The organism is Prevotella sp. FD3004 (genome assembly GCF_000746155.1).
Classification (GTDB): domain Bacteria; phylum Bacteroidota; class Bacteroidia; order Bacteroidales; family Bacteroidaceae; genus Prevotella.
The window spans coordinates 188,194-213,117 of sequence record NZ_KN050820.1; the positions used below are offsets into that span (position 1 = coordinate 188,194).

The following is a 24,924-nucleotide window of genomic DNA, read 5'->3' on the forward strand; positions in this document are numbered from 1 at the left end:
TAAAAAAGCTATTTACTTCTGTGCGGTTAGAATGGTCTTTACTTTGTCTAACTGCGTACTAGTCTCTTTGCGATCGAGGTTCAGCAGACCATATTCATGATTATACTTGATACCACTGTCAAGAACCCACTGCAAAAACTGATTTACGGCGTCATCAGCCTGATTATAGCTGACACCAACTTTTTCAATGACAATCTCTGATATTTTACCACTCTCAAGAATGTTGAGTACGTCATCAAGCGAGCCCTCATCGCTGAAACTGTCGGCAAGTTCTTTCTTTACATCGAGACTGATTAACGAGATATCATTCTTCAGGTGGCGGTTATTTAAATCAAAAATGTTTGACAGAGCATTAAACGAAACGCCCAACGGGTCTTTCGACAAAGCCGTGTTTAGAAACAGATCATCACCAGAGATACGTCTGCCACGAAAACTGCTGCTCTCCTCTCCAAAATGATGTGCAAACGACGAAGCTACCGACGAAGCATTGCTACCGCTATAGACTATAATGTTCTCAAAGGCCTTGATTTTCTTTACATCCTCATCAAGATCATCGCTTAGGAAAAAGAGCTGTTTAAGCTTTTTCGAGTTAAGATGTTTTCCTTCGAGCAGACGTGCTGCTTCAGAGCTACGTGCAGTGATAGGCAGCACGGCTGTCTCTCCGAAGTAAATGACATGGCTAAAGTCGGTACTATTGTTTTGGTAATCTGAAACGACGTTCAGATCGATATTATCCTGATTAGCAGAGCCTCTAACAATCTGGAACACAACACCCGGCTCAGTCTTGGCGTATTCCTCTATCCATTTTTCAACGAGTGGTCGTACAAAGCGTGGGCTCTTGATGTAACGAACACTACTAGTTTTTACTTCATTACCCTCAGCCCAAATGTTGGTTAACCCCAGAATGAATGCTACTGCTATAATTGAAACTAACTTTTTCATACTCTTTATTCTTTGCTTGTTTATTACCTATTATTATATATACACTCCCCTTCTCTGTCATTGCCATCATCTTACAGCAACAACACTCACGCATTCGCATCTGATTCATTGTTTTCATTACTTTTAAACTCTAATTAATTATTGAATTATTTCTGGGTGCAAAGGTACGGCGAATTCCACTCTCCCACAATCCCTAGCATGTGGCATTCCGCATACCATATGTTTGGTATTTCAACTTTATATTGATAAAAAGACACGGTATGATGCCATTTAATAAGCATCATACCGTGTCTTTGACAATGCAGAAAATCAAATTTTGTATATCAATTCAGCTCTTACTATTCTTTTCCCTGATATGCTCTTCATACTCAGCCAATTCACGCTCACCAATATGTGCCAAGCCATAATGCTCATCATGCTGAGAAAAATCGAGACCAACCTTTTCACTATAAGCTGAAACACGCATAGGAATGAGATGGTCGATGAGCTTGTAGCCCAACCAGCTCATGGCGAAGGTATAGGTAAAGACAATGACAATAGCGAGCAAGTGGTAAAGGAAAATGATAAAGCCATCCCACGTACCGGCAATGAGCCCCTCCTGAATGAAGATACCTGTAAGAACAGTACCGAAGATACCGCCTGTGCCATGGGTTGGGAACACATCGAGTGCATCGTCAATACTACTACGCGAACGCCAATAAACGGCAACATTACAGATAAGTGTGATGATAAAAGCAATGAAGATACTCTGTCCCACAGTGACGTAACCTGCAGACGGTGTGATAGCTACCAAACCTACTACACAACCCACAGCAGCACCCATAGCCGACGGCTTGCGCCCACGAAGACAATCGAAGAATATCCATGTCATCATGGCCGTAGCCGAGGCAGTATTTGTGTTCAGAAACGCTTTGATGGCCTGTCCGTCAGCATGGAGCGACGAACCAGCGTTGAATCCGAACCAACCAAGCCACAACATAGCAGCACCCAGCAATACAAAGGGAATATTGGCAGGCTCACTCTTACGCGTCTCAGCTTTACGACGTCCAAGGAAAATAGCACCTGCCAGAGCAGCCACACCCGATGAAGCATGCACCACAATACCGCCTGCGAAGTCAATAACACCCCATTTCATAAACAAGCCCTCGGGATGCCACGTCATATGCGCCAACGGACAATAAATAACGAAGAAAAAGAACATCATGAAAAACATGTAGGCAGAGAAACGGACGCGCTCAGCAAAAGAGCCAGTAATCAACGATGGTGTGATGATGGCAAACTTCATCTGGAACAATGCAAATAAAGCCAATGGGATTGTTGCTCCGCCCAAGATATTACCTGCTGGTGTCGTATAAACCTCTGCACCTACACCTTGGAACATTACAAACGTCAACGGATTACCAATCACACCGCCGATATCATCGCCAAAACATAATGAGAAGCCGATAACAACCCAGAGCACCGAAATAAGGCCCATGGCAATAAAAGACTGCAACATGGTAGAGATTACATTCTTCGCTCCCACCATACCACCATAGAAGAACGAAAGTCCCGGTGTCATCATCAATACGAAAATGGTAGCCGTAATGAGCCACGCCACATCAGCTGCCGAGATAACTGACCAGTCACACTCAAAAGTCGGCTCTCCCACAAACACACCTGCGACTGAAATCAGTGTCATTGCCGTCATCAAAATAATCCAACGTTTCTTAATCTTCATAACTTTCCTTTTTTACAATTTGACCGCAAAGGTACTAACAAAAAAGAAAAGAAACCGACAGTTCTCTTTCTTTTTGATTGTTAAATCTCTTATCAAGTATCAAATTGTAACAACACCACATCTCCCATTGTTGTTTTACTTATACTTTTGCCAAATCTTTAATCAATTTATTACAGATTGTTACAAAAAGAAATGTTCTTCTTTATCCACCACTTCACCATTCAAGATTTTAAAGGAGTTGAGGTGAACGCCTTCATGAAGGGAGAGGATGGCGTAGCGGATAGTGGGGTCGTTGGCCAAGCGGAGGTCCTCTTGTGAGGGACGCGAAGGAGAAACGGGGTGACTGTGCCAGTTAGCGAGTATTTTCAATCCTTTTGAACGGGCATACTTCAGTGCAGCAAACTGATCTTTCGGTGCAAAAGAGAAATGATCAGACGAGTGATCGATGTTCTCCATCCAGTAATTCTCCGTCACCACATCACCATTTGGGCCGCTAATGCCCAGCAGATAGCCACACGTTTCATGGGGTGCGTCCTGCTGGGCTTGGCTGATCAATTTATCAATGATTTCTTGTGGAATAGTCATTATTTAATGCTTTTTAAGGTCACAAGCGGCCTGTTCATAATCTATCAACTGATTAATCGTGGGATTAGAACCACAAATGGAACACGAGTCACGATGTTTAACAGGAACGGTACGGAACAGCATAGTCTTAGCATCGAAAGTAAGCAGGCGGTTCGTCAACAACTCGCCAATCCCCGTAAAGTACTTTAGTGTTTCTGCAGCCTGAATAGTACCGAGCATACCCGCTATTGCGCCTAGCACACCTGCTTGTGAGCAAGTAGGAACAGCTCCCACAGGAGGCGGTTCCTTGAACATACATCTGTAACAAGCCGTGCCAGGCAGATGGGTGAATGTCTGTCCGTTGAAACGTAAGATGCCACCATGCGAGAAGGGCTTTCCTGCCATCACACACGCATCGTTGATAAGAAACTTCACGGGAAAGTTGTCGGTACCATCAACAATAAAGTCATACTCCTTGATAATGTCGAGTGCATTTGATGAGTCGAGAAACTTGTAATAGGTTTCCACCTTCACGTCGGGGTTAATGGCTTTGATTTTCTCCTCAGCGCTCTTTACTTTCTGAACACCTACGTCTTTCGTAAAATGAATCACCTGGCGCTGTAGGTTAGAAAGGTCAACCACATCAGCATCCACAATACCAATGGTCCCGATGCCCGCAGCAGCAAGATAGAGCGACACAGGAGCACCCAATCCGCCGGCACCCACTACGAGCACGCGCGCATTCATTATTTTTTCCTGCCCTTCTACGCCTACATCCTGCAACAGAATATGTCGAGAATAACGCTGTATCTGTTCCTCTGTAAAATCTATCATAATGTTCCTCCCCCCATAAAATACAGAAAATCCACCTTATCGCCTTCTTTCAACTGAAGGCCATTCCAATCTTCACGTTCAGCAAACTCCTCGTTTACCTGTACACTGACCATATCCGGTTGCTGTACATCGTTCTGTTTAATCAGTTCACTTACATTGAGTGGCAGATTCACTTCCTGCGCATCTCCATTTACATAAATCTTTGCCATAACATTTTTGAGTTTGAATCCAAGTGCAAAGGTACGTTGTTTTCTCTGATGTCACAATCCCATATGGATGGTAAATCGCATACCACATGATGGGTATGTAAAATGCCACAAAAAGGCGATTGCGGGAACGCCAAAACCGACGTACCTTTGCACCCAGACTCAAACGTAAGAAATATGGCAGAAAACAAGAAATTATCAATTATCGCTTTCAGTGGCGACTTTGACAAACTGACGGCAGTATTTACATTAGGTACAGGCGCAGCAGCTGTAGGCTACGAGGTGAATATCTTTTTCACCTTTTGGGGTCTTGACGCTATCAAACAGAAACACGGCAGAAGTTTCACTGGCGGCAATTGGCTCACTAAACTATTCGGGTTCATGATGGGCGGTCTTCATGCCACCCCCACAAGTCGTTTCAATTTTTTCGGTGCAGGCCCGAAAATATTCCGTTACCTCATGCGTAAGAACAATGTGGCAACACTTGAAGAACTCGTTGAGGCCGCCAAAATACTCGGCATCAACCTCTACGCCTGTGAAATGGCAATGCATGTGCTCGGGCTCAAAAAAGAAGATTTTATCCCTGAGGTGAAAGAGGTACTCGGTGTCGCCTCGTTCCTCAACCTCTCCGAAGGTGGTCAAACTTTATTTATTTAAAGACAAGAATATGGCAACAAAGGTATTAGACATTACGAAGGAACACTGCCCGATGACTTTCGTCAAAACAAAGATCGAGCTTTCGAAACTTCAATCGGGCGATTTTCTAGAAGTGCTACTCACTGAAGGTGAGCCTCTTGACAACGTGCCCCGAAACGCAAGAGAACAAGGCTATAATGTACTCTCTGTGGAGCATGTAGAAGGAACCACACATAAGGTAATTATAAAGAAATAAATCATTCATTTAAACTAGAAAAAATTATGGCAGAATCAAATCTTCAGCGCAGTGTTACCACTGCAACCGCCAGAAGACTGGCAACAACCACCAAGACAGCCCCACAGATGGGCAGTATCACACCTAGATTACTCCTGAAGTTATTACCATGGGTTCAAGTATCAGGTGGCACATTCCGCGTGAACCGTACAAAGGTAGAACTCCGCAAGAACGATCGTCTTCCTATCCAATACGTGAACGGTGTGCCTTCATTCACGGCAAAGAACCTGAAAGCCATCCCCTTGTTCTCTGAGTTTGATGAAGAGATATTGAACCGTCTAGTGAGTGCTTTCGAGGCTCAGGAGGTTGATGTTGACAAACTCTTTGTTGAAGAGGGCAAAGACAAGCAACGTTTCTTTATTGTAGCCAATGGTCAAGCAGAGGTTATTAGTAAAGGTCCTCATGGTGAGGACTTACGGATTGCTTTGTTAGGTGACGGTGAATACTTTGGCGAGGCCGACTTGTTAGACGAGCAGGAATCAACAGTGAGCGTACGAGCAATTACACCTACAGTGTTTCTTGGATTGAAACTGAAAGAGCTCGTTAAGTTTATCAAAGAGGTTCCTGATTTCCGCGAGACCTTTACAAAAGCCGTTGACAAGCAGCTACGTCTGAAAGCATCTGTAAACGACAATGGCGAGAAACACATCGACCTGGTAAGTGGGCATGAGGAGGACAACATCATCCCAGAGACCTACATTGATTACGAGGAAAATCCTACAGAGTACTCATTAAACACACTACAAACGGTGGTACGTGTCCATACCCGTGTCAGCGACCTCTACAACAATCCCTACAACCAATTAGAGGAGCAGTTGCGCCTGTCGATTGAAAGCATCAAGGAACGTCAGGAGTGGGAACTGATTAATAATAAACAATTCGGCTTGCTGGCTGCAGCTAACCCTGCCTATCGCATAACCACACGTTATGGTTCACCTACTCCCGACGATCTGGATGAATTACTTAGTCTGGTATGGAAAGAACCTGCATTCTTTATCGCCCATCCGAGAGCTATCGCCGCCTTTGAGCGCGAATGTACGTGGCGTGGTGTGCCTCCTGTAACAACAGACCTCTTTGGTACAAGAGTCATCCTGTGGCGCGGCATACCCCTGATTCCGAGTGACAAGGTTGAAGTAGAAGGTCAGTATCTAACAGGCCGCGGCGTAGGCACCACAAAAATCATCCTTGTACGTGTCGGCGAGAAGAACCAAGGCGTTATCGGCCTGCACCAAAGTGGTATCCCTGGCGAGATTGCCCCATCTTTAAGTGCACGCTTGATGGGCCTTGATAAGTTCGGTGTAGCCTCTTACCTGCTCACAAAGTACTTCTCACTGGCATCACTCACCGATGATGCTATCGCCATACTTGAGAATGTCGAAGTGGGATATTATCATGATTATCAGCATAGGAATAAAGTAGAGAAATAATGCTAAACATATCAGAAATCAATAGTTTTCCTGCACAGGATGGTGGCTCACTAGCTCTGCTAAAAGAACTTGCGCAGAAATACTGCCCCGAGGAATTGCAGGCTGAGCGTCAGGCCGTGTTGCCTGACGAAAGTCTCAATCTGACGGAACTCGAAGCAGGGTTCAAGCAACTATTGGCGGGTAGTAGCGGCTATGGGGAATTGCCTTACATCGGCGATACAGATGCTGAGACAAAGGCCATTCCTCACGAGGATGGTTTCGGCATTGGCATCCCAGAGACACAGAAACTGAGAGACCTGCATTACGAGGAGGCTGACATACTGAACTCTGAGCAGATTAAGCGTGACTTCCCGGTACTTCAACAGAAGGTAAACGGGCATGACCTCGTATGGTTAGACAACGGTGCAACAACGCAGAAGCCGAATCAGGTGATTGATAAAATCTCAGACTACTATCGTACATACAACTCTAACATACACAGAGGCGCACACACGCTGGCTGCTCGGGCTACGGACGCCTATGAGGAAGCACGTGAGAAAGTACAGCATTTTATCAATGCCGCCACAAGCGAGGAAATCATCTTCGTTCGCGGCACTACTGAGGGAATCAACCTAGTTGCACAGACCTACGGACGACAGTTCCTTACTCCTGGTGACGAGGTGATTGTCTCTGAGTTGGACCACCATGCGAACATCGTGCCCTGGCAGCGCGTCTGTCAAGAGCGCGGAGCCACATTACGAGCCATCCCAATTGATCAAAATGGCGACTTGATCCTATCAGAACTTGAGCGCCTCATTTCTCCCCGCACGCGGTTCGTCTCCGTGGGACACGTGAACAACACATTTGGTACCATCAATGATGTTAAACGCATCATCGAGATAGCCCATTCACATCAAATCCCTGTATTGATTGATGGTGCACAGTCAATTGCTCACACCCCCGTGGATGTGCAACAACTGGGCGCAGACTTTTTCGTGTTCAGCGGTCATAAAATCTATGGGCCCAATGGTATCGGTGTGGTATATGGACGTAAGGATTTGTTAGATAAGATGCAACCCTGGCAGGGTGGTGGCAATATGATCAAGGATGTCACCATTGAGCGCACAGAATACAATGTACCGCCCGCACGTTTTGAAGCTGGTACCCCTAACGTTGCTGATGCCATCGGACTCGGTGCTGCACTCGACTACGTGAGTCATATCGGCATGCGTAATATTGAGCATCATGAACATCAGCTGACGCAGTATGCTCGTGAGCAACTCGGACAAATATCAGGTCTAACGCTCATCGGTAATCCGAAAAATCGCGTATCAGTAGTTAGCTTCGTGCTTGACGGCATGCCCGTACCAGAAGTCGGCACATTACTTGACAAGGAGGGTATCGCCGTTCGAGCAGGCCACCACTGCGCTCAGCCAGCCCTTCGTGCCCTCGGCTACGAGATGAGTGTCCGTCCAACCTTCGCACTATATAATACCCGCGAAGACGTTGACAAACTTGTTGTGGCAGTACGAAAGATTATAGGAAAGATTTGACATGCAATACGAAACAAAGATTCTTACTACCAAGTATCAGAAGCCTGATGCATATGGAGCATTATCAATGCCTGTCTACTATACGGCGGCGTTTGAGTTTGAGTCAGCCAAGGCCATGGGCGACGCATTTTGCGGTCGCTCCATGGCACCGTCGTATGCACGCATTGCCAACCCCACAACCACCTATCTGGAAGAACGTGTGCGACAGTTAACAGGCGGTACAAGCGTGACGGCGCTTAACACTGGAATGGCAGCTATTCACTATGCATTGACGGCAGTGAGTGCAGCAGGACTGAACATCGTAGCATCGAAGCACTTGTTTGGCAATAGTGTCTCACTGATTCGCGACACATTAGGTGGTTTTGGGGTTGAAGCACGTTTTGCCGATTTTACAAAGCCAGAAGAGGTGGAAACACTGATTGATGAGAACACTTGTGCTTTATTCTTTGAGATTATCACTAATCCACAGTTGTTCGTGGCTGATATCCGTAAACTATCTAATATTGCTCACAAAGCGGGAGTACCGCTAATTGCCGATACGACAATCGTGCCTTTCTCTGTCTTCCATGCTGTTGACTTCGGAGTGGATATCGAGGTGGTGTCGAGCACAAAGTATATTTCTGGTGGCGGCACAGGACTTGGTGGTCTTCTCATTGATTACGGGCAGTTTGACTGGAGCCTGTCACCATCTCCTACCCTACAAGCGCGTACCAAGCGTGTTGGCAAGAAGATGGCCTTTACGGCTCGTGTAAAAACGGAACTTGTAACAAACCTCGGAGCACTGATGACGCCACAAGTGGCTTATATGGAGACACTCGGCCTTGATACACTTGACATTCGTTTCCGTCGTCAGTCAGATACAACGTTGTGGCTTGCCCGTCAGTGTCAAGAGTTGCCAGAAATTAAACGAGTGAACTACACAGGCTTGGAGGATAATTCTTTCTATGAACTGTCACGTCAACAATTCGGCCCGCTGCCAGGTGCTGTTTTCACCATCGACCTCGCTTCGAAAGAAGCAGCCTTTGCATTTATCGATAAGCTACAGATTATCCGTCGTGCTACAAACCTCTTTGATCGTAAATCACTAGCCATCCATCCCGCCTCAACAATTTTTGGACTGTTCTCTGCCGAACAATGTGCAGAGATGTCTGTACCTGACACCACCGTTCGTCTGAGTATCGGTCTTGAAAACGGAGAAGACTTGTTAGAGGATATTAAGCAGAGTTTAAGATAAGAGTGAAGCATTTTCACTCTTATCTTTGTTTAAATATAGAATTCTGAAGAGTCGACAAGTCCTGCTCTTAAAGCATACTTAATAACTTCATGGGCTGTGTTGACACCTAGCTTACGGAAAATGTTCTTACGGTGAGTGGTGATGGTATGAATACTCGAGAAGCGCTCGTTGGCAATTTCCTTCGTTGACTTACCCTGTGCGATGGCTTTCACAATCTCTATCTCCGTCGAGGTCAGCACACTAGGGCGTTCATCCTCTTCCTGCTGATGGTTGATGATGACCTCAAGCGCTCGCTGACTGATGAACCTGTTATGCTGCACGACGGCTTGCAACGCCTCGCGCACATCTCTTAGCGGACCGTCCTTAAACACGATACTGAACTGATGGGATGAATAGACCACACGACGTATGAAAGCTGGTGTTAACTCATCACTGATAAGTATCCACTGCGACAGTGCAAAACGCTCACCCACAATCAGCAGCTGTTCTACATCGGCAAAGTCGAACAACGTGTAGTCGAGCAACACAACAGCATTCTCGTGCTCTTTCAACAGCTGCACCAATCCAGCCTTGTCGACAGCCCTGTGCAACACGTTATCTTCATCCTGCCTGATCAGACTTTCCAGTGCGAAACGCGTCAAGTCCTGATTATCTGCCAATATATATTGTCTCATTTCCGTTATAATTGAACCATAACCATTTTGTGGGTGCAAAGATACGAATTTCAGAACAATGCGCCAAAATAAAGAAGGAAATCAGAAAAAATTAGCAACAAAAAAGGATTTGCCTTATGATTTTTCTGATTTCCCGATTTAGTAAGGTGTATCAAAGAATAATATTCTAGTAGGCCTGCTCATGCACGCCTTTAACGGCCCTACCACTGGGATCATTCATGCCTTTGAAGGCGGCATCCCACTCGAGGGCAATAGCCGTTGAGCATGCTACCGAAGCCTCACTAGGCACACTGCGGGCAGCAGAATCGCTGGGGAAGTGTTCGGCAAAGATGCTACGATAGTAATACTCCTCCTTGTTCTTTGGCGGGTTGATGGGGAAACGCTCTGCAGCATGCGCCATCTGTTCATCGGAAACAGCCGCTGTCGTTATGGCCTTAAGCGTGTCTATCCACGAATAGCCTACACCATCGCTGAACTGCTCCTTCTGGCGCCAAGCCACTTTCTCAGGTAGCATATCAGCAAAGGCTTCACGAACGATTTTCTTCTCCATCGTGTTGCCAGGACACATTTTAGCTTCTGGGTTAGTACGCATAGCCACATCTAGGAATTCCTTATCAAGGAAAGGCACGCGACCTTCAACGCCCCAAGCGCTAAGACTCTTATTGGCACGCAGACAGTCGTACATATAGAGCTTGCCTAATTTACGTACGGTCTCTTCATGGAAAGCCTTGGCATCTGGTGCTTTGTGGAAGTAGAGATAGCCGCCGAAGATTTCATCTGCGCCCTCGCCAGAGAGCACCATCTTGATACCCATTGATTTGATGACACGAGCCAGCAAATACATCGGTGTAGAGGCGCGCACGGTGGTGACATCGTAGGTCTCTATATAATAAATTACATCGCGGATAGCATCAAGCCCCTCTTGGATAGTATAGTTTATTTCGTGGTGAACGGTACCGATATAGTCAGCCACCAACTTAGCCTTAGCCAAGTCCGGAGCTCCTTTCAAACCCACGGCAAACGAGTGCAGTCGGGGCCAATAGGCTTTTGTCTTCGAGTCGTCCTCAATACGCATCTCCGAGTATTTCTCGGCAATGGCAGAGATGACAGAAGAATCGAGTCCGCCCGAGAGCAGTACGCCGTAAGGAACATCGGACATCAACTGGCGCTTTACCGCGTCTTCGAGCGCGTCGTGGATGGCAGCCACAGAGGCAGGACTATCCTTAACAGCATCATATTCAAACCAATCGCGCTGATAGTAACGTTTCATGCCAGGCTCCTTGCTCCAATAGAAATGTCCTGGCAGGAAAGGTTCATAGCGCTCACACTGACCTTCGAGGGCCTTCAACTCTGAAGCAACATAAACCGTACCATCAGCATCGTAGCCGATATAAAGAGGAATCACACCAATAGGGTCGCGAGCAATGAGGAACTCATTACGTTCCTCGTCGTAAAGCACAAAAGCAAAAATTCCGCTCAGATCTTCAAGGAAGTTCACTCCCTTCTCACGATAAAGTGCAAGAATCACTTCACAGTCAGAACCCGTCTGAAACTCATACTGACCAGCAAAGCGGCGGCGAATCTCCTGATGATTATAAATCTCACCATTCACAGCCAGCACTTGCTTCTTATCAGGCGAGAACAAAGGCTGTCCACCACTCTCGGGATCAACAATGCTCAGTCGCTCGTGAGCGAGGACAGCACTGCCGCCACAATATATTCCACTCCAGTCAGGACCACGATGGCGGATTTTCTGACTCATCTTCAGTGCCTTTTCACGCAACTCATGTGTTTGCTCTTTTACATCTAATATAGCTACGATTCCACACATAATCTTTCTATTTTAAAGGTACGACAAATAAAGGTAATTAGTCTGGGCTGGATACTCAGCGGCCAGCGTATCTATCTGACTGACGGTAGGTACGACACCCAGATTCTTGCGCCATGCGCGCACCGTCAATCCCGCATCCTCCATACTCATACGTGACTCGAAGCCTAACGCACGCGCTATCTGGAAATCAGAGAATCCATAAACCTTGGCCTCACGCAGCAGGTTCACGAACTCTGGTGTCTCAAGATACTCCAGCAACTCTGTATTCTCCATGAACTCAGCCATCTCGGAGAACTGGGCAAATTGCTTCAGCTGCTGATCGATGTCAACAAGATGCTGTAGCTTTTGCAGGAACCAACGGTCAATCTTTGTGAGCTGATGAATCTGCTCAACGGTATATCCTATCTGTAAAGCCTTTGAGACCACGAAGATACGCATATCCGTAGGTTCGTGGAGCGACTTGTCGATATCTGCGATTTTTATTTCGTGATTCTCTATGAAGCCATGCATACCCTGCCCAATCATACGCAAGCCTTTTTGCAGTGCCTCTTCAAAAGTACGGCCAACAGCCATCACCTCGCCCACGCTCTTCATCGACGAGCCCAGCTGGCGCTTCACACCATGGAACTTAGTAAGGTCCCAGCGTGGAATTTTCACTACCACATAGTCGAGGGCGGGCTCAAAGAAAGCACTTGTGGTCTTCGTAACCGAGTTTTTCAGTTCAAAGAGTCCATAACCGAGTCCCAGTTTTGCAGCTACGAATGCCAATGGATAGCCCGTAGCCTTCGAAGCCAGTGCAGATGAACGGGAGAGACGGGCATTGACCTCAATCACGCGATAATCCTCCGATTGCGGGTCAAGTGCATATTGCACATTACACTCGCCAACAATGCCGATGTGGCGGATAATCTTGATGGCGAGGGCACGAAGTTTATGATACTCTGCGTTCGAAAGAGTCTGCGAGGGAGCCACCACGATACTCTCACCAGTATGGATGCCCAGCGGATCGAAGTTCTCCATGTTGCAGACGGTGATACAGTTATCGTATTGGTCGCGCACCACCTCGTATTCAATCTCCTTCCAACCTTTCAACGACTTTTCAACCAAGACCTGCGGTGAAAAAGAGAAAGCTTCTTCAGCCTGGGACAGGAGTTCTTCTTCATTATCGCAGAAACCAGAGCCAAGACCGCCAAGAGCATAAGCCGCACGGAGAATAACGGGGAATCCTAACTCATGAGCCGCCCGCTGCACTTCCTCAACGGTGTTGCAAGCCTCACTCTTTATGGTTTTCACGCCAATCTCATCAAGGCGCTTCACAAACAAGTCACGGTCTTCGGTGTCGATGATGGCTTGTACGGGAGTACCCAGCACCTCTACACCATACTTCTCCAGCACGCCACGCTGATAGAGTTCTACGCCGCAATTGAGTGCCGTCTGTCCACCAAACGAGAGTAAAATGCCATCAGGCCGTTCCTTTTCTATGACACGCTCCACGAAATCGGGCTTCACGGGCTGGAAGTAAACCGTGTCGGCCACGCCTTCAGAAGTCTGTACGGTGGCAATGTTAGGGTTGATGAGCACTGAGTGTATGCCTTCTTCCTTCAGAGCCTTCAGTGCCTGAGCACCACTGTAGTCAAACTCACCCGCCTGACCTATCTTCAAAGCGCCGCTACCAAGCAGCAAAACCTTCTTTATTTCTTTTTTCTCCATCATCCTAGCATTTTTACAAATTCATCAAACAAAAACTCTGTATCTACAGGCCCCGAGCAGGCTTCAGGATGGAACTGCGCAGACATCCATGGATTTGACTTGTGGCAGATGCCTTCGTTAGAACCGTCGTTCATATTCACGAACAAAGGCTTCCAATCTCCGGGCAGTGTGGAATCATCAACTGCATAGCCATGGTTCTGCGAGGTTATGAAGCACTGTGTAGTACCAACCTTTTGCACAGGCTGGTTATGTGAACGGTGACCGTATTTCAGTTTGTAGGTCTTCGCGCCAGCTGCTTTTGCCAGAAGTTGGTTGCCAAGACAAATACCCATACACGGCCGCACCTCTTTGCTGTTCAGGAAGGTACGGATATTGGCCACCGTCTTCTCGCAACGCTCAGGATCGCCAGGGCCGTTAGCCAGGAAAAGGCCATCGAAATCCAATTTATTGAAATCATAGTCCCAAGGCACACGCACCACCTCGATGCCGCGCTTGATAAGACAGCGTATGATATTTGCCTTCACGCCGCAATCTACCAGCACCACGCGATGTTTCCTTTCACCTTCTGGCTGATAGGTAATCACTTCCGTGCAGCTTACCTTCTCAACCCAGTTCACGGAACCATAGTCCTCTGATGGCAGCACACTCTCTGAGTCTTCCAACACAATCTTTCCCATCATTACACCATGCTCTCTCAGCAACTTAGTAAGTCTTCGGGTATCAATGCCAGTGATGGCAGGCACACCTTCGCGTTTCAGCCAGGCATCAAGCGACTCCTTTGCATTCCAGTGTGAATAAGTCTTGCTATAGTCAGCCACCACCAGCGCTTTGGCATGAATGCGGTCGCTCTCCATAAAAAGTGGAAGACCGTTTTCTTCCATACCCGTATCAGGTACGCCGTAGTTGCCTATCAGCGGATAGGTCGTCACCAGTATCTGTCCAGCATAGCTGGGATCTGTCAAACTCTCAGGATAGCCCGTCATGGCTGTATTAAACACCACCTCGCCAGTCGTTCCGGCTTCATAGCCAAACGACCAGCCGCAGAATTGACTGCCATCGTCAAGTATCAGTTTTGCTTCTCTCATATATACTATTACAATTGTAAATTCAATACACTCTCAACATAATTCACAAAAGCCCCGTTACAGAGGCGGATACCACCATTGGTGGGATAATGACCCGTGAAATACCAGTCGCCAGGATGGTTCGGACAAGCCTCGTGCAGCCCCTCGATGCTCTGATAAACCAGCTCGATAGGAGCTTGCATGCCATCGGGGCGCAGCATTTCAACAATCTTGCGGTTAATCTCTTCAACGGTAAACGGGGCATAGATGGCCCGCACATGGTTCTTTGTCGTGGGCTCAGTCTTACAGGCCCTATACGTCTCGGCTATCACTTGTTCCAAGCCCCGGTCTTTTATCAGCGCAATGGCGGCACGGAAAGCACAGAGTTCTTCCAAACGCGACATATCAATGCCATAATAGTCTGGATAACGTATCTGCGGCGAGCTCGACACCATGACGATTTTCTTGGGATGCAGACGGTCGAGGATTTTGAAGATGCTCTCTCGCAGCGTTGTGCCACGCACTATCGAGTCATCGATGATGACCAGATTGTCCTCATAGGGTACTAGCGAGCCATAAGTGATGTCGTAAACATGGGCAGCAAGGTCGTTACGCTCATTGCCTTCTGTGATGAAAGTGCGCAGTTTGATGTCTTTCCACACCACCTTCTCGATGCGCACTTCCTGATTCAGCCTTCTCACGCCGTCGGTCATGCCGTGGAAGGCCACTTCAGCGGTGTTGGGGATATACGAGAACACCGTATGCGCCACATCGCTGTCGATGGCCTGCATGATGGCAGGCGTAAGTTGCTCACCTAGACGCTTACGTTCCAAATAGATATCACGGTCGGAACCGCGACTGAAGTAGATGCGCTCAAAGCTGCAGGCGCTCAACTGCCTGGCAGGCATGATCTGCTGCTGGACTATCTCGCCACTCTTACGCACGATGAGCGACTGCCCTGGCTTCAGCTCTTTGATATTCTCGGCCTGAAGGTCGAAGGTGGTCTGAATGACGGGGCGCTCTGATGCCAGCACCACCACTTCGTCGTCCTGATACCAGAACGCAGGACGTATGCCCCAAGGATCGCGCACTGCAAACATCTCGCCGCTGCCTGTGAGTCCACACATCACGTAGCCGCCATCGAAATGCTTCATCGTGGTCTTCAGCACGTTGCCCATCTCCACATGGTTGTCTATATAGTCGGTGATATCTGTGCCCTGTAAACCTTGCTCCTGAGCTTTCTGAAACAGGCGCTCCACCTCACGATCCAGGCGATGGCCCATCAGTTCCAGCGTGATGTACGAGTCGCCATATATGCGGGGCGACTGTCCCTGAGCTGTCAGAAAAGAAAAAACCTCGTCAATGTTGGTCATATTGAAATTACCACACAGACAGAGGTTTTTTGCTCGCCAGTTATTTCTACGCAGGAATGGATGCACATATTGCAATCCGCTCTTACCCGTTGTGGAGTAGCGCAGATGCCCCATGTAGAGTTGACCTGCAAACGCCGGTTGCTCTCCGGCTTGCGGCGAACTACCATCGGCTGACGGGTGGGATATCCGTTTGAATATCTCGGTAATGGCATCCTTACCTTCCGCCTTCTCGCGGAACATATATTCCTCGCCGGCAGGAGCGTTGAGGTTTACACAACCGACACCAGCGCCTTCCTGGCCTCGGTTGTGCTGTTTCTCCATCATCAGGTAGAGCTTGTTCAGCCCATATCGCCACGTGCCATACTTCTGCTCATAATAGCTCAGCGGCTTGAGCAGGCGAATCATGGCCACGCCACATTCATGCTTCAGTTGCTCCATCGATACATGCTTTGAATTTCATTCGAGACTGCTCTTGCTCAATTGCAGCCTTCACAAACGACATAAACAGGGGGTGCGGATTAAGCACCGTTGACGAGTATTCTGGGTGGAACTGAGTACCGATATACCAATTCATATCGGGAATCTCCACAATCTCCACCAAGTCGGATGCGGGATTGATGCCCACACATTTCATGCCCTTGTTCTCAAACTCCTCCTGATACTTATTATTAAACTCATAGCGGTGACGATGGCGTTCCTTGATGAGCGTCTCTTCGCCATAAGCCTCCCATGTGCGACTGCCCGTCACGAGCTCACACTCATAAGCGCCTAGTCGCATCGTGCCGCCCATCTGGGTGATGTTCTTCTGCTCCTCCATCATGTCAATCACGTTGTGGGGCGTCTTGGGGTTCATCTCGGCACTGTTGGCATCCTTATAACCCAGCACGTTACGTGCGAACTCGATGACCATCATCTGCATGCCTAGACAGATACCGAATGTAGGAATGTCATGCGTGCGGGTATATTCGGCGGCAATGATCTTGCCTTCAATACCTCGCGTGCCAAAGCCTGGGCAGATGACAACTCCCGCCATGCCGCTCAGTCGCTCTGCAATGTTCTCACGGGTAATTTCCTCACTGTTCACAAACACGGCCTTCACCTTGCGATCGTTGTAGGTTCCAGCGTGTGCAAGACTCTCGATAATGCTCTTGTAGGCGTCTTGCAGATCATACTTGCCCACAAGGGCAATCTTCATTTCCTTAGTAGCTTTTTTCCTTCTCTCGAGGAACGAGCGCCAGGGTCCCAGTTCGGGTGTCTTTCCTGGCTCGAGGCCCATCTTCTTGAGGATGATAGCATCGAGGCCCTGTCGCTGCATGTTTACAGGTACTTCATAGATTGACGGCAGATCCTGACTCTGAATAACGGCTTTTGAGTCGACGTTACAGAAGTGGGCCACCTTGCTTTTTATATCGTCGTTCAGGTTGTGTTCTGTGCGCAGTACGAGCACTTCGGGCTGTATGCCCAGTCCTTGCAGCTGCTTCACGCTGGTCTGGGTAGGTTTTGTCTTCAGCTCGCCAGCGGCAGCCAGATAGGGCACGTAGGTAAGATGGACGTTCAGCGCCCTCTGGGGACCCAGCTCCCAGCGCAGCTGGCGAATAGCCTCGAGGAAGGGCTGACTCTCGATGTCGCCGATGGTACCGCCTATTTCGGTAATGACGAAGTCGAGATCTTGCTTGGTGGCGTTCATCAGTATACGGCGCTTAATCTCGTCGGTGATATGAGGCACCACCTGAATGGTCTTTCCCAAGTAGTCGCCTCGGCGCTCGCGTTCGATGACGCTCAGATAGATACGCCCTGTAGTTACGCTGTTGTCGCGCGTGGTCTCGATACCAGTGAATCGCTCGTAGTGTCCTAAGTCGAGATCTGTTTCCATACCATCGGCCGTCACGTAGCACTCACCGTGCTCGTAGGGATTCAGCGTGCCTGGGTCGATATTGATATAGGGGTCGAATTTTTGGATGGTAATCCTGTAGCCTCTTGCTTGCAAGAGTTTTCCCAGCGAGGCTGAGATAATGCCTTTTCCCAGTGAAGAGGCTACACCTCCGGTGATAAAAATGTACTTTGTCTCCATAAAACAATCGTTTCTATGGACTGCAAAGGTACAGCATTTCGGAATAATACGCGCGTGAACATTTATATTTTGAGTGTTAAAAATGCGGACAACTTTCAGATTGTAAGTTTTTAAAACCAAAAACCTTTCAATTCGCAACCATTTTCATTTGAAAACCTTTCAATCCGAAACACGGCCTACACACAAACAGCACTTTAGACCTATACACATAAAAAGGCGAAGGCTACCTCGAAAGGCCTCCTCATCAGTTCCTTTTAAACATTGGGGAAAAAGTAAAACAGGTGACCTCAAAACCTTTGAGACCACCTTACTAAACAAACTGATATACAGTTAGTTAAAATAGAAATGATATTAATCACAAAATTACGATATTCAGACGGAGCCTCTTGACGACAAGACGATTCCCCAATGATCCTTGATATATTGCTTCAGTGCTTGTCTGCCTTCTGGAGAATTAGCATCCAAATGATTGGCTTTCATCCACTTCATTACCTCAAGAACCTTCACATCTACGAGCGTGCGATACCACCAACCTTGAATGAAAGCAAAAATGAATCCTTCCTTTCCGTCAAGGAATCCGCCTCGTAGGAAGTAACGGTAAACGAAGTATGCAAACGAGCGCCAAAAGAGTGGCAGCCTGTTATATTTGCATTTTATCCTATGCTTTTTTTCCGCCTGTTTCCCAAGATGTGTTATATTATCAGACGCACTTCCCGTAAGATGATACATCTCATTCAACACCTGAGTAGCCTCACTATATGCATAATTTATGTGTTTCTTGCAATATTCTGAGATATTTATCAGTGAATGATCACAGAAATCATGTTCAAACTCCACACTCTTTCCCTCAAGCAACTGGATATGTTCATCCATAAACCTCCGCTCGCACATCGCCTTTCTGTAGCGGAAGATTCTAAGAAGCTTTACAGGATAAATACCTCCTTTCATCCATTTCCCCATGAAAATATGCCTTCTTTTTAGCACAATTCCCGTAATTTCATCACCAAGTGAAGGGATTTTTTGCTGCATTTCCTCTACCAAATCCTTCATAGGATACTCGTCAGCATCCAATCTCATCACCCATTTAGTGGTGATAGGAGCATTCTCCAATGCCCAATTAAGTTGTCCCGCATGTTTTGTTGTAGGCCATTCATGCTGAAGAACATGAACATTAGCATAGGATTGGGCAATTTCCACTGTCCTATCCTCAGAGAAACAGTCTATCACAAAAACATCCTTGACGACAGGACATATAATATCCAGACAACGTTTTATATGAAGTTCCTCATTATATGTGAGGATTATGGTTGTAATATCAAGCATTTTCTATAATCTCCCTCTTTTTTATGAACTTAGCAGGATTACCGCCAACAATTGTCCAAGGTTCCACATCTTTATATACGCTTGCCGTAGCACCAACAACGGCACCTCGACCAATCGTAACGCCCATGCCAACATACGCTTTAGTACATATCCATGCCTGGTCCTCGATAACGATAGGAGCCGTTATGAGCGGATTTAAAGGATTTGTGACATCATGACTGGCTGTACAGAGATACGTCCCTTGAGATACCGTAGTATTAGCTCCGATTGTGACAGGAGCCACATTATAGCATTCAACATCACCGGCAAGACAAGCATACTCTCCCATCGTGAGGAAAGGTGGATAATATACCTTTGCAGAACTATATACATGAGCCGTTTTTGCAATCTTTGCCCCAAAGAGACGAAGAAGGAAATTTTTCCAGCCCTTACCAACACTCCTAGGCAGCCACCTTGCACACAATGCCCAAGTGATATTCCACAAAAGACGAATCATCTGATGCTTCCGCCCCAAGTGATTCTCATATTTTGACAAATCGATTTTTGTTTTAGTCATATACAAATTCAATAAATGTATTTAGTCCTTTGGTTTATAGTTTAGAGTATATATTCTTTCCAACAATAATACGAGATAACGATGACCTGTCAAACAATATTGCACAAAACAGACATAGTGTAACTATCATCGACAAACAGCATATCGTCCCAATAATTCTTGTGCCATCAAAGGCAAAGAACGGAGCGCATACCTTTGCAACAACTGTAAACAACGGAGAGAAAAGTACAATAGCAAGAGAATTCCTTCCTATATACGATATATAATTGGATATACACTTCGGTATTCTATCTTTCAAATCAAAAATAAAGCCTAGAAATGTAAGAGTTAGTCCAATGCCTGGAATAGAACATCTTGAAATGTCATTGGCAAATATAATAATCAAAACAAAACACAATAATGATATCGGCGACTTTAATTTCTCATTTATTTCAAAATTCGCATTTCTAAATAGAATACCTATTATAAAATAGATTATGTCTCCCCATTTAAAACCTGGTATTCCAACAGACAAAGTATACAGGATGATAGATGAAATCAGAATGCCAGACAATCCTTTCATTACATAACGATTAACTATATAATAGATCGTCAAACAGATAGCCATTGTATGTAAATACCAGTAAGTGCCAGAAGGCAAAAATGCGATCTTACTCAACAGAGTTAGCACTCCACCATCAAAGGTGTTAGAGGCTCCAATGAATTTTCCAAACATGCCTAATCCCAACAGATATACGATCTCAAAGGCAATATATGGCACCACAATACCATATATACTTTTTAAAAACTTTTTAGGCTCTTTATTCACAGAAAACAAGTAACCACTAATCAACAGAAAGCCAGACATGTGGAATGCATATACTATTTGACACGCATGAGGATACTTTGCATTAAACAATCCAAGATGGAAAGCCACCATAAGAAGGATTAATAATCCTTTAGCCATGTCAATCTCTTGAATTCTTTTCGTATTGTCCTTCTTGTCAAGTACATTTTCCTTTCCAAATACCATATATCTTTATTTCACTTTAATACAAATTCCGGCTTCTCACCACCATTCAGTAACCACTCATAAAGGTGTAAAGTCTTACGAGTAACGCTTCGGTAGCCAAAGTTATCATAGATAAGTTTGCTTGCTCTTTGTCCCATATCATAGAGAACAGTAGGACTCATGTTCAAAGCCTCACGAAGTGTATGTTCAAGATTATCCACACTAAGGCCAATACACCAACCCGTCTTTGTCTCATTAAGTGTTTTCCAAGGACAGTTTGTTGTAGTTACAACAGGCGTTCCGCACGACATCGCTTCAGCTATCACCATTCCAAAACTCTCGCTAAACGAAGGCAAACAGAAAAGGGCAGACTCCTGATAAAGCTTTATCTTAGCCTCTCCAAATACAGGCGGAAGAATCTTGATACTATTTTTCAACCCTAAACTTTCCACATTCATCTCTAAACTATGAACATATTCTGCCTCGCCATTACCTACAACAAGCAACTGCCAGTCAGAAAAATCAGAATGAATACGTTTCCAAGCATCAAATAGGATTTCTATACCCTTCTTTACATGTATGCGACTAAGAAACAGCACTTGCTTCTTAACAACATCAATAGACGTCTTGCATGGATAAGCATTTGTTTCTATACCATTTGGAATAACTGCCTTACAGGTCGTGATAGCGAGTTCACTCACATGTTCTGCCTCCATCTTAGCCGTAGTAAAGATACAGGCAGATTTCTGCACATCCTTACGCTGGTACAGCCACCAAGCCAATATCTTTTTCCATTTCTTCTGTGATAGACTCCAAGGCTCAAGCATGCCTCGAGGAGTGACGACATACGGAATACCTAATCTGCGAGCCTCAACCATCACCTTATGATAAGGCAAATCCCACATACTCTGAATCTGAATCAGTTCGAACTTCTCATCTGCAAGATATTTTGCAATATCCTTCTTCGAGAAAGAAGGTTCAAGTACCTTCAGTTTTGCTGTAGTTCCTTCAAGCGCATGCGTATTCATGTCTTTAGAGCGGATCGTCATAAGAGTGATATCCACACCTAGCTCAGCCAATCCCTTGACGAGCATAGGAACACTACGGGATGGACCACCACATGCCAAATCCAGAGAAGATACGAATGAGAGAATTTTCATGATCGAGAGATTCTTGACCAGATACAATCTGGCAGAAGATTTATAACATGAACGTAAATAAAGAACAATACAGCTTTGAACACTCCTTCATATCTATTGAGATAATGGAATGTGATGAACGGATTACTTCCTAAAGGAGAATATAGTTTGTTGAATCTTTTAACTACCGATACACCATTAAGGCGTATCCTTGGATTCCCACGTTGTAATGCAGCATCCGTACATCCTATATATTTTCTTGATGTGCATACATGAAGCCCGTTCTTATGAGTCTCATAACCATAGGCTACATCACCCAAATCATGATGATATACAGGATCAAATAAACCATTCTTCTCAAATACATATTTAGGCACAAGGACGAAGTTGCCATTCATGCGAAAAACCTCATTCAACTCACCATTAGCAGGTATAAGATGCTTGGATTTATCATAACCACCATATACAACTTGCCTGGTTGTTGTTTCCTGTACTAAGCCGGCTATTACAGCCTTATGCTCCATGATTCTACTACATTCAAGCATCTCATCGAAACAATCGGCATAGAGCATGAGGTCATCATTAAGCCATAAATAGAAGTCGTACTTCTTGTTTTTTGCCGCTTCTATCCATGCGGTTCTCATTCCCCTTGACCAAAAGAGATTACCATCTCCATGAATGAGATTCACCTGAGGAAATTCTTCACGAATAGCCTCAGCAGTACCATCAGTTGAATTGTCATCGACACAATAGACATCAATATCCTTCCTGATAGAGAATAGTCTGCCAAGACACGACAATGTAGTATCCTTACGATTATGACAGGTTATGAGGACTGCTATTGTTACCATACTCTTTGTTTGCCTGATGATACGACTTTAGCCGGGATACCTCCAAGAACAGAAAATGGTGCCACATCTGAATAGTTCTTATTACAGAAAGAATTGGAGGCAACGATTGTGTTATCAGGGATTACAGTTCCTTTGTTAATACAAACATTATTCCCAATCCATACATTGTCGCCTATTACTATTGGCTTGTGCGAAGGAGATATCGTTCCTGTATTCAGATTCATGATTTCATGCCTGTCTGTATCCATCAACTGGCATCTCCATGAGCCTCCAACCTGTGAACCGATTTTTATATTGTCCTCACAGAACAGAATCGACTGAGCACCGAATCTCGATTTTGCCCCTATCGACATATTTGCCCCAGGCTCTACCCTTATTGTACTACCACAACCTATATAGAAAGAGCCATTGAAACAAAGACTCCCTCTGATATCAAGAATAACAGGATCGAGTGGAAACATATCACGCCCTTGTGATCCAAGTTTTATCATTCCTGGTCTAACAGTTCCATTTATACACAATTTTCCACTATTACCTACAACCCGTAGTTTGCCATAAACGTCAATAGGAAACTTTATTGCTTGTCTGAATGGCAAGAAATGGAAATTAACATATATAATCTTTATAATGTTATGTATGAATATAGAATTGGACATTATAAGCAAAAAATTATAAGGATTTCAACTGGGTCATATGTGCAAAAAGTACCAAAGTTATATATCCTACGATAAAAGCACGTAAACAGTCAAAAGCACTTGAGCTTGCTGTTTGATATGTTGTCTGACAAAGCAGGATAATAAGCAGCATATTCCTTGTTGTAAGATTCTTCAAGCATGCTATGGCCTTTTCTTCTATCATATAGAAAACGATAAAGAAAAATACAAGACTACCACACTTTCCAAAGTCAAGGAATACCTGTGGTATCATAGAAGGCACACATACTGATGCAGGGTTATACACAACATTCCACATTTCAATAATATGATTATATACAGATGAGCCAATACCTAAACAATTCAGGCCATATCCCAACGAATATTCGGGTGGCAGACTACCCCATAGCTCATTCATGTGTATATAGGAAGTAGAAGTATAGAAAATTTCAGATGAGTAAGCCTCTATCGTTTTCATGTTTATTGTCTCATTCATCTTCAGAATCTGTACGACAACAAGCATTATTATTGGCGAAGCAAGGACCAACAAAAACTTCCTATCTATCTTTTTATCCTTATCCCTTATTACTGCTATTGAATATGTAAGAAGATAGGAAAAAATAAAAGGAACGAAGAAAGAAAGGATGAACAAACGTCCGCCAAACGACATCTGGAATGGTATAAACAAAAGGAACTCCCGAATAATTTTTTTCAAACGAATACCTTGTAATGCAGTTTCCATACCTAGAATACAGATATAGAATACAGCAAACTGGCACAGATAACTACCAATACGGATTACATTGGAGTCAAAAAAACTAAAATGCGAACGAGAATCAATATAATATGATCTCATTGCAGAATAATCCCAACCAGTTACCGATACAACAGAAACCAGTCGATACATTCCAATAGCAAAAAAAAGATATAGAACCCATCGCATCTTACGTCTAATGGATACAATATCTGCATTACCAAAATTCGCCGTTACCTCAACTGCAACTTTTTTTCGCTTAAATCGAGCTAATAGGAATGCAGAAAAGACAACAATCAATATCATTAATTGGTAAGAACTTATTTCCTGAAGATAATCAGCACCATTATAATAGTCGGTAACACCAACCAACAGATTCGAATATAGGAATCCTCCCAAAGAAGTCAATCCCCACATCAAAGCAAAGAATGTTGACGGAAGAACGTATGTTTTGTTTCGCATACCCAACTTTAAAAAATTGGCTATTGCAAAAACAACACATAAAATAAAACTATATAGGAAATCAATATTTTCCATTAACAAA

The 24,924-nt window shown here is 45.3% G+C and carries 22 protein-coding genes and 1 pseudogene; 5 read left to right on the forward strand and 18 right to left on the reverse strand.

Annotated elements, in window-relative coordinates:
* Positions 1-12: 12 nt before the first annotated feature.
* From T325_RS11335 to thiS, 5 genes are all read right to left on the reverse strand, one after another.
* Positions 13-942 carry a hypothetical protein gene (locus tag T325_RS11335; RefSeq protein ID WP_051949866.1) on the reverse strand — a complete coding sequence of 310 codons (930 nt, stop codon included), beginning with the start codon at positions 940-942 and terminating at the stop codon, positions 13-15.
* Between the two features lie 328 nt (positions 943-1,270).
* Positions 1,271-2,662, reverse strand: a complete 1,392-nt coding sequence (locus T325_RS11340; protein ID WP_051949867.1) for an ammonium transporter — start codon at positions 2,660-2,662, stop codon at positions 1,271-1,273.
* 180 nt (positions 2,663-2,842) lie between these two features.
* On the reverse strand, positions 2,843-3,247 hold the full coding sequence (locus tag T325_RS11345; RefSeq protein WP_051949868.1) for a M67 family metallopeptidase: 405 nt from the start codon (positions 3,245-3,247) through the stop codon (positions 2,843-2,845).
* Between the two features lie 3 nt (positions 3,248-3,250).
* Positions 3,251-4,057, reverse strand: a complete 807-nt coding sequence (locus tag T325_RS11350; RefSeq protein ID WP_036914505.1) for a HesA/MoeB/ThiF family protein — start codon at positions 4,055-4,057, stop codon at positions 3,251-3,253.
* Positions 4,057-4,269 carry a sulfur carrier protein ThiS gene (gene thiS, locus T325_RS11355; RefSeq protein ID WP_036914066.1) on the reverse strand — a complete coding sequence of 71 codons (213 nt, stop codon included), beginning with the start codon at positions 4,267-4,269 and terminating at the stop codon, positions 4,057-4,059. The genes T325_RS11350 and thiS overlap by 1 nt, the downstream gene beginning before the upstream one ends.
* 174 nt (positions 4,270-4,443) lie before the next feature.
* Here thiS and T325_RS11360 point away from each other — a divergent pair, with 174 nt between their 5' ends.
* From T325_RS11360 to T325_RS11380, 5 genes are read left to right on the forward strand one after another with little or no spacing between them, the layout of a single operon-like run.
* Complete coding sequence (locus T325_RS11360; RefSeq protein WP_036914068.1) at positions 4,444-4,923, forward strand: DsrE/DsrF/DrsH-like family protein; 480 nt, start codon at positions 4,444-4,446, stop codon at positions 4,921-4,923.
* Between the two features lie 10 nt (positions 4,924-4,933).
* Entirely contained in the window at positions 4,934-5,158 is a 225-nt protein-coding gene (locus T325_RS11365) for a sulfurtransferase TusA family protein (protein ID WP_036914069.1), read from the forward strand.
* A gap of 26 nt (positions 5,159-5,184) precedes the next feature.
* Positions 5,185-6,624 carry a family 2B encapsulin nanocompartment shell protein gene (locus T325_RS11370; RefSeq protein ID WP_036914072.1) on the forward strand — a complete coding sequence of 480 codons (1,440 nt, stop codon included), beginning with the start codon at positions 5,185-5,187 and terminating at the stop codon, positions 6,622-6,624.
* A complete protein-coding gene (locus tag T325_RS11375; RefSeq protein WP_036914075.1) occupies positions 6,624-8,156 on the forward strand; it encodes a cysteine desulfurase in 1,533 nt (510 codons plus the stop codon). The genes T325_RS11370 and T325_RS11375 overlap by 1 nt, the downstream gene beginning before the upstream one ends.
* Before the next feature lies 1 nt (position 8,157).
* The gene (locus T325_RS11380) at positions 8,158-9,390 is read left to right on the forward strand and encodes a PLP-dependent transferase (RefSeq protein ID WP_036914078.1); all 1,233 of its coding nucleotides are present in this window, start codon (positions 8,158-8,160) and stop codon (positions 9,388-9,390) included.
* A gap of 29 nt (positions 9,391-9,419) precedes the next feature.
* Here the strand turns inward: T325_RS11380 and T325_RS11385 are convergent, their stop codons facing one another.
* The 13 genes and pseudogenes from T325_RS11385 to T325_RS11445 all read right to left on the reverse strand — a co-directional run bounded on the left by T325_RS11385 (position 9,420) and on the right by T325_RS11445 (position 24,917).
* Positions 9,420-10,064 carry a helix-turn-helix transcriptional regulator gene (locus T325_RS11385; RefSeq protein WP_036914081.1) on the reverse strand — a complete coding sequence of 215 codons (645 nt, stop codon included), beginning with the start codon at positions 10,062-10,064 and terminating at the stop codon, positions 9,420-9,422.
* Between the two features lie 166 nt (positions 10,065-10,230).
* A complete protein-coding gene (asnB, locus tag T325_RS11390; RefSeq protein ID WP_036914084.1) occupies positions 10,231-11,895 on the reverse strand; it encodes an asparagine synthase B in 1,665 nt (554 codons plus the stop codon).
* Positions 11,896-11,913: 18 nt separating this feature from the next.
* A pseudogene (carB, locus tag T325_RS11395) lies at positions 11,914-13,605 on the reverse strand (carbamoyl-phosphate synthase large subunit); the annotation flags it as partial.
* Complete coding sequence (gene carA / locus T325_RS11400; protein ID WP_036914086.1) at positions 13,605-14,690, reverse strand: glutamine-hydrolyzing carbamoyl-phosphate synthase small subunit; 1,086 nt, start codon at positions 14,688-14,690, stop codon at positions 13,605-13,607. The pseudogene carB and the gene carA, both read right to left, overlap by 1 nt.
* Before the next feature lie 8 nt (positions 14,691-14,698).
* Positions 14,699-16,480: an amidophosphoribosyltransferase gene (locus T325_RS11405; protein ID WP_036914088.1), complete on the reverse strand. Its 1,782-nt coding sequence runs from the start codon at positions 16,478-16,480 to the stop codon at positions 14,699-14,701.
* Positions 16,461-18,113, reverse strand: coding sequence for a CTP synthase (locus T325_RS11410; protein WP_051949869.1), 1,653 nt, complete (start codon positions 18,111-18,113; stop codon positions 16,461-16,463). Before T325_RS11410 ends, T325_RS11405 begins: the two co-directional genes overlap by 20 nt.
* 372 nt (positions 18,114-18,485) lie before the next feature.
* Positions 18,486-19,436 (reverse strand): glycosyltransferase family 2 protein, encoded by a 951-nt coding sequence (locus T325_RS11415; protein WP_036914090.1) that lies wholly within the window; start codon positions 19,434-19,436, stop codon positions 18,486-18,488.
* A complete protein-coding gene (locus T325_RS11420) occupies positions 19,429-19,992 on the reverse strand; it encodes an LbetaH domain-containing protein (protein WP_036914092.1) in 564 nt (187 codons plus the stop codon). The genes T325_RS11415 and T325_RS11420 overlap by 8 nt, the downstream gene beginning before the upstream one ends.
* A 34-nt stretch (positions 19,993-20,026) precedes the next feature.
* Positions 20,027-21,004, reverse strand: a complete 978-nt coding sequence (locus T325_RS11425; protein WP_036914094.1) for an acyltransferase family protein — start codon at positions 21,002-21,004, stop codon at positions 20,027-20,029.
* A gap of 11 nt (positions 21,005-21,015) precedes the next feature.
* Positions 21,016-22,143, reverse strand: coding sequence for a glycosyltransferase (locus tag T325_RS11430; protein WP_036914096.1), 1,128 nt, complete (start codon positions 22,141-22,143; stop codon positions 21,016-21,018).
* A complete protein-coding gene (locus T325_RS11435) occupies positions 22,140-22,973 on the reverse strand; it encodes a glycosyltransferase family 2 protein (protein WP_036914099.1) in 834 nt (277 codons plus the stop codon). Before T325_RS11435 ends, T325_RS11430 begins: the two co-directional genes overlap by 4 nt.
* Complete coding sequence (locus tag T325_RS12475; protein WP_181020771.1) at positions 22,967-23,464, reverse strand: acyltransferase; 498 nt, start codon at positions 23,462-23,464, stop codon at positions 22,967-22,969. Before T325_RS12475 ends, T325_RS11435 begins: the two co-directional genes overlap by 7 nt.
* A gap of 178 nt (positions 23,465-23,642) precedes the next feature.
* Positions 23,643-24,917 (reverse strand): O-antigen polymerase, encoded by a 1,275-nt coding sequence (locus T325_RS11445; protein ID WP_197051345.1) that lies wholly within the window; start codon positions 24,915-24,917, stop codon positions 23,643-23,645.
* Positions 24,918-24,924 lie beyond the last annotated feature (7 nt).

What these genes read in the sequence shown, in the direction of transcription:
- T325_RS11365 (WP_036914069.1), top strand. Translation starts at nt 4,934, where the DNA reads ATGGCAACAAAGGTATTAGACATTACGAAGGAACACTGCCCGATGACT.
- carA (WP_036914086.1), bottom strand. Translation starts at nt 14,690, where the DNA reads ATGAGAGAAGCAAAACTGATACTTGACGATGGCAGTCAATTCTGCGGC.
- T325_RS11335 (WP_051949866.1), bottom strand. Translation starts at nt 942, where the DNA reads ATGAAAAAGTTAGTTTCAATTATAGCAGTAGCATTCATTCTGGGGTTA.
- T325_RS11385 (WP_036914081.1), bottom strand. Translation starts at nt 10,064, where the DNA reads ATGAGACAATATATATTGGCAGATAATCAGGACTTGACGCGTTTCGCA.
- T325_RS11370 (WP_036914072.1), top strand. Translation starts at nt 5,185, where the DNA reads ATGGCAGAATCAAATCTTCAGCGCAGTGTTACCACTGCAACCGCCAGA.
- T325_RS11415 (WP_036914090.1), bottom strand. Translation starts at nt 19,436, where the DNA reads ATGCTTGATATTACAACCATAATCCTCACATATAATGAGGAACTTCAT.
- T325_RS11375 (WP_036914075.1), top strand. Translation starts at nt 6,624, where the DNA reads ATGCTAAACATATCAGAAATCAATAGTTTTCCTGCACAGGATGGTGGC.
- T325_RS11435 (WP_036914099.1), bottom strand. Translation starts at nt 22,973, where the DNA reads ATGGTAACAATAGCAGTCCTCATAACCTGTCATAATCGTAAGGATACT.
- T325_RS11420 (WP_036914092.1), bottom strand. Translation starts at nt 19,992, where the DNA reads ATGACTAAAACAAAAATCGATTTGTCAAAATATGAGAATCACTTGGGG.
- thiS (WP_036914066.1), bottom strand. Translation starts at nt 4,269, where the DNA reads ATGGCAAAGATTTATGTAAATGGAGATGCGCAGGAAGTGAATCTGCCA.
- T325_RS12475 (WP_181020771.1), bottom strand. Translation starts at nt 23,464, where the DNA reads ATGATAAAACTTGGATCACAAGGGCGTGATATGTTTCCACTCGATCCT.
- T325_RS11430 (WP_036914096.1), bottom strand. Translation starts at nt 22,143, where the DNA reads ATGAAAATTCTCTCATTCGTATCTTCTCTGGATTTGGCATGTGGTGGT.
- T325_RS11360 (WP_036914068.1), top strand. Translation starts at nt 4,444, where the DNA reads ATGGCAGAAAACAAGAAATTATCAATTATCGCTTTCAGTGGCGACTTT.
- T325_RS11345 (WP_051949868.1), bottom strand. Translation starts at nt 3,247, where the DNA reads ATGACTATTCCACAAGAAATCATTGATAAATTGATCAGCCAAGCCCAG.
- T325_RS11405 (WP_036914088.1), bottom strand. Translation starts at nt 16,480, where the DNA reads ATGGAGCAACTGAAGCATGAATGTGGCGTGGCCATGATTCGCCTGCTC.
- T325_RS11425 (WP_036914094.1), bottom strand. Translation starts at nt 21,004, where the DNA reads ATGGTATTTGGAAAGGAAAATGTACTTGACAAGAAGGACAATACGAAA.
- T325_RS11380 (WP_036914078.1), top strand. Translation starts at nt 8,158, where the DNA reads ATGCAATACGAAACAAAGATTCTTACTACCAAGTATCAGAAGCCTGAT.
- T325_RS11340 (WP_051949867.1), bottom strand. Translation starts at nt 2,662, where the DNA reads ATGAAGATTAAGAAACGTTGGATTATTTTGATGACGGCAATGACACTG.
- T325_RS11445 (WP_197051345.1), bottom strand. Translation starts at nt 24,917, where the DNA reads ATGGAAAATATTGATTTCCTATATAGTTTTATTTTATGTGTTGTTTTT.
- T325_RS11410 (WP_051949869.1), bottom strand. Translation starts at nt 18,113, where the DNA reads ATGGAGACAAAGTACATTTTTATCACCGGAGGTGTAGCCTCTTCACTG.
- asnB (WP_036914084.1), bottom strand. Translation starts at nt 11,895, where the DNA reads ATGTGTGGAATCGTAGCTATATTAGATGTAAAAGAGCAAACACATGAG.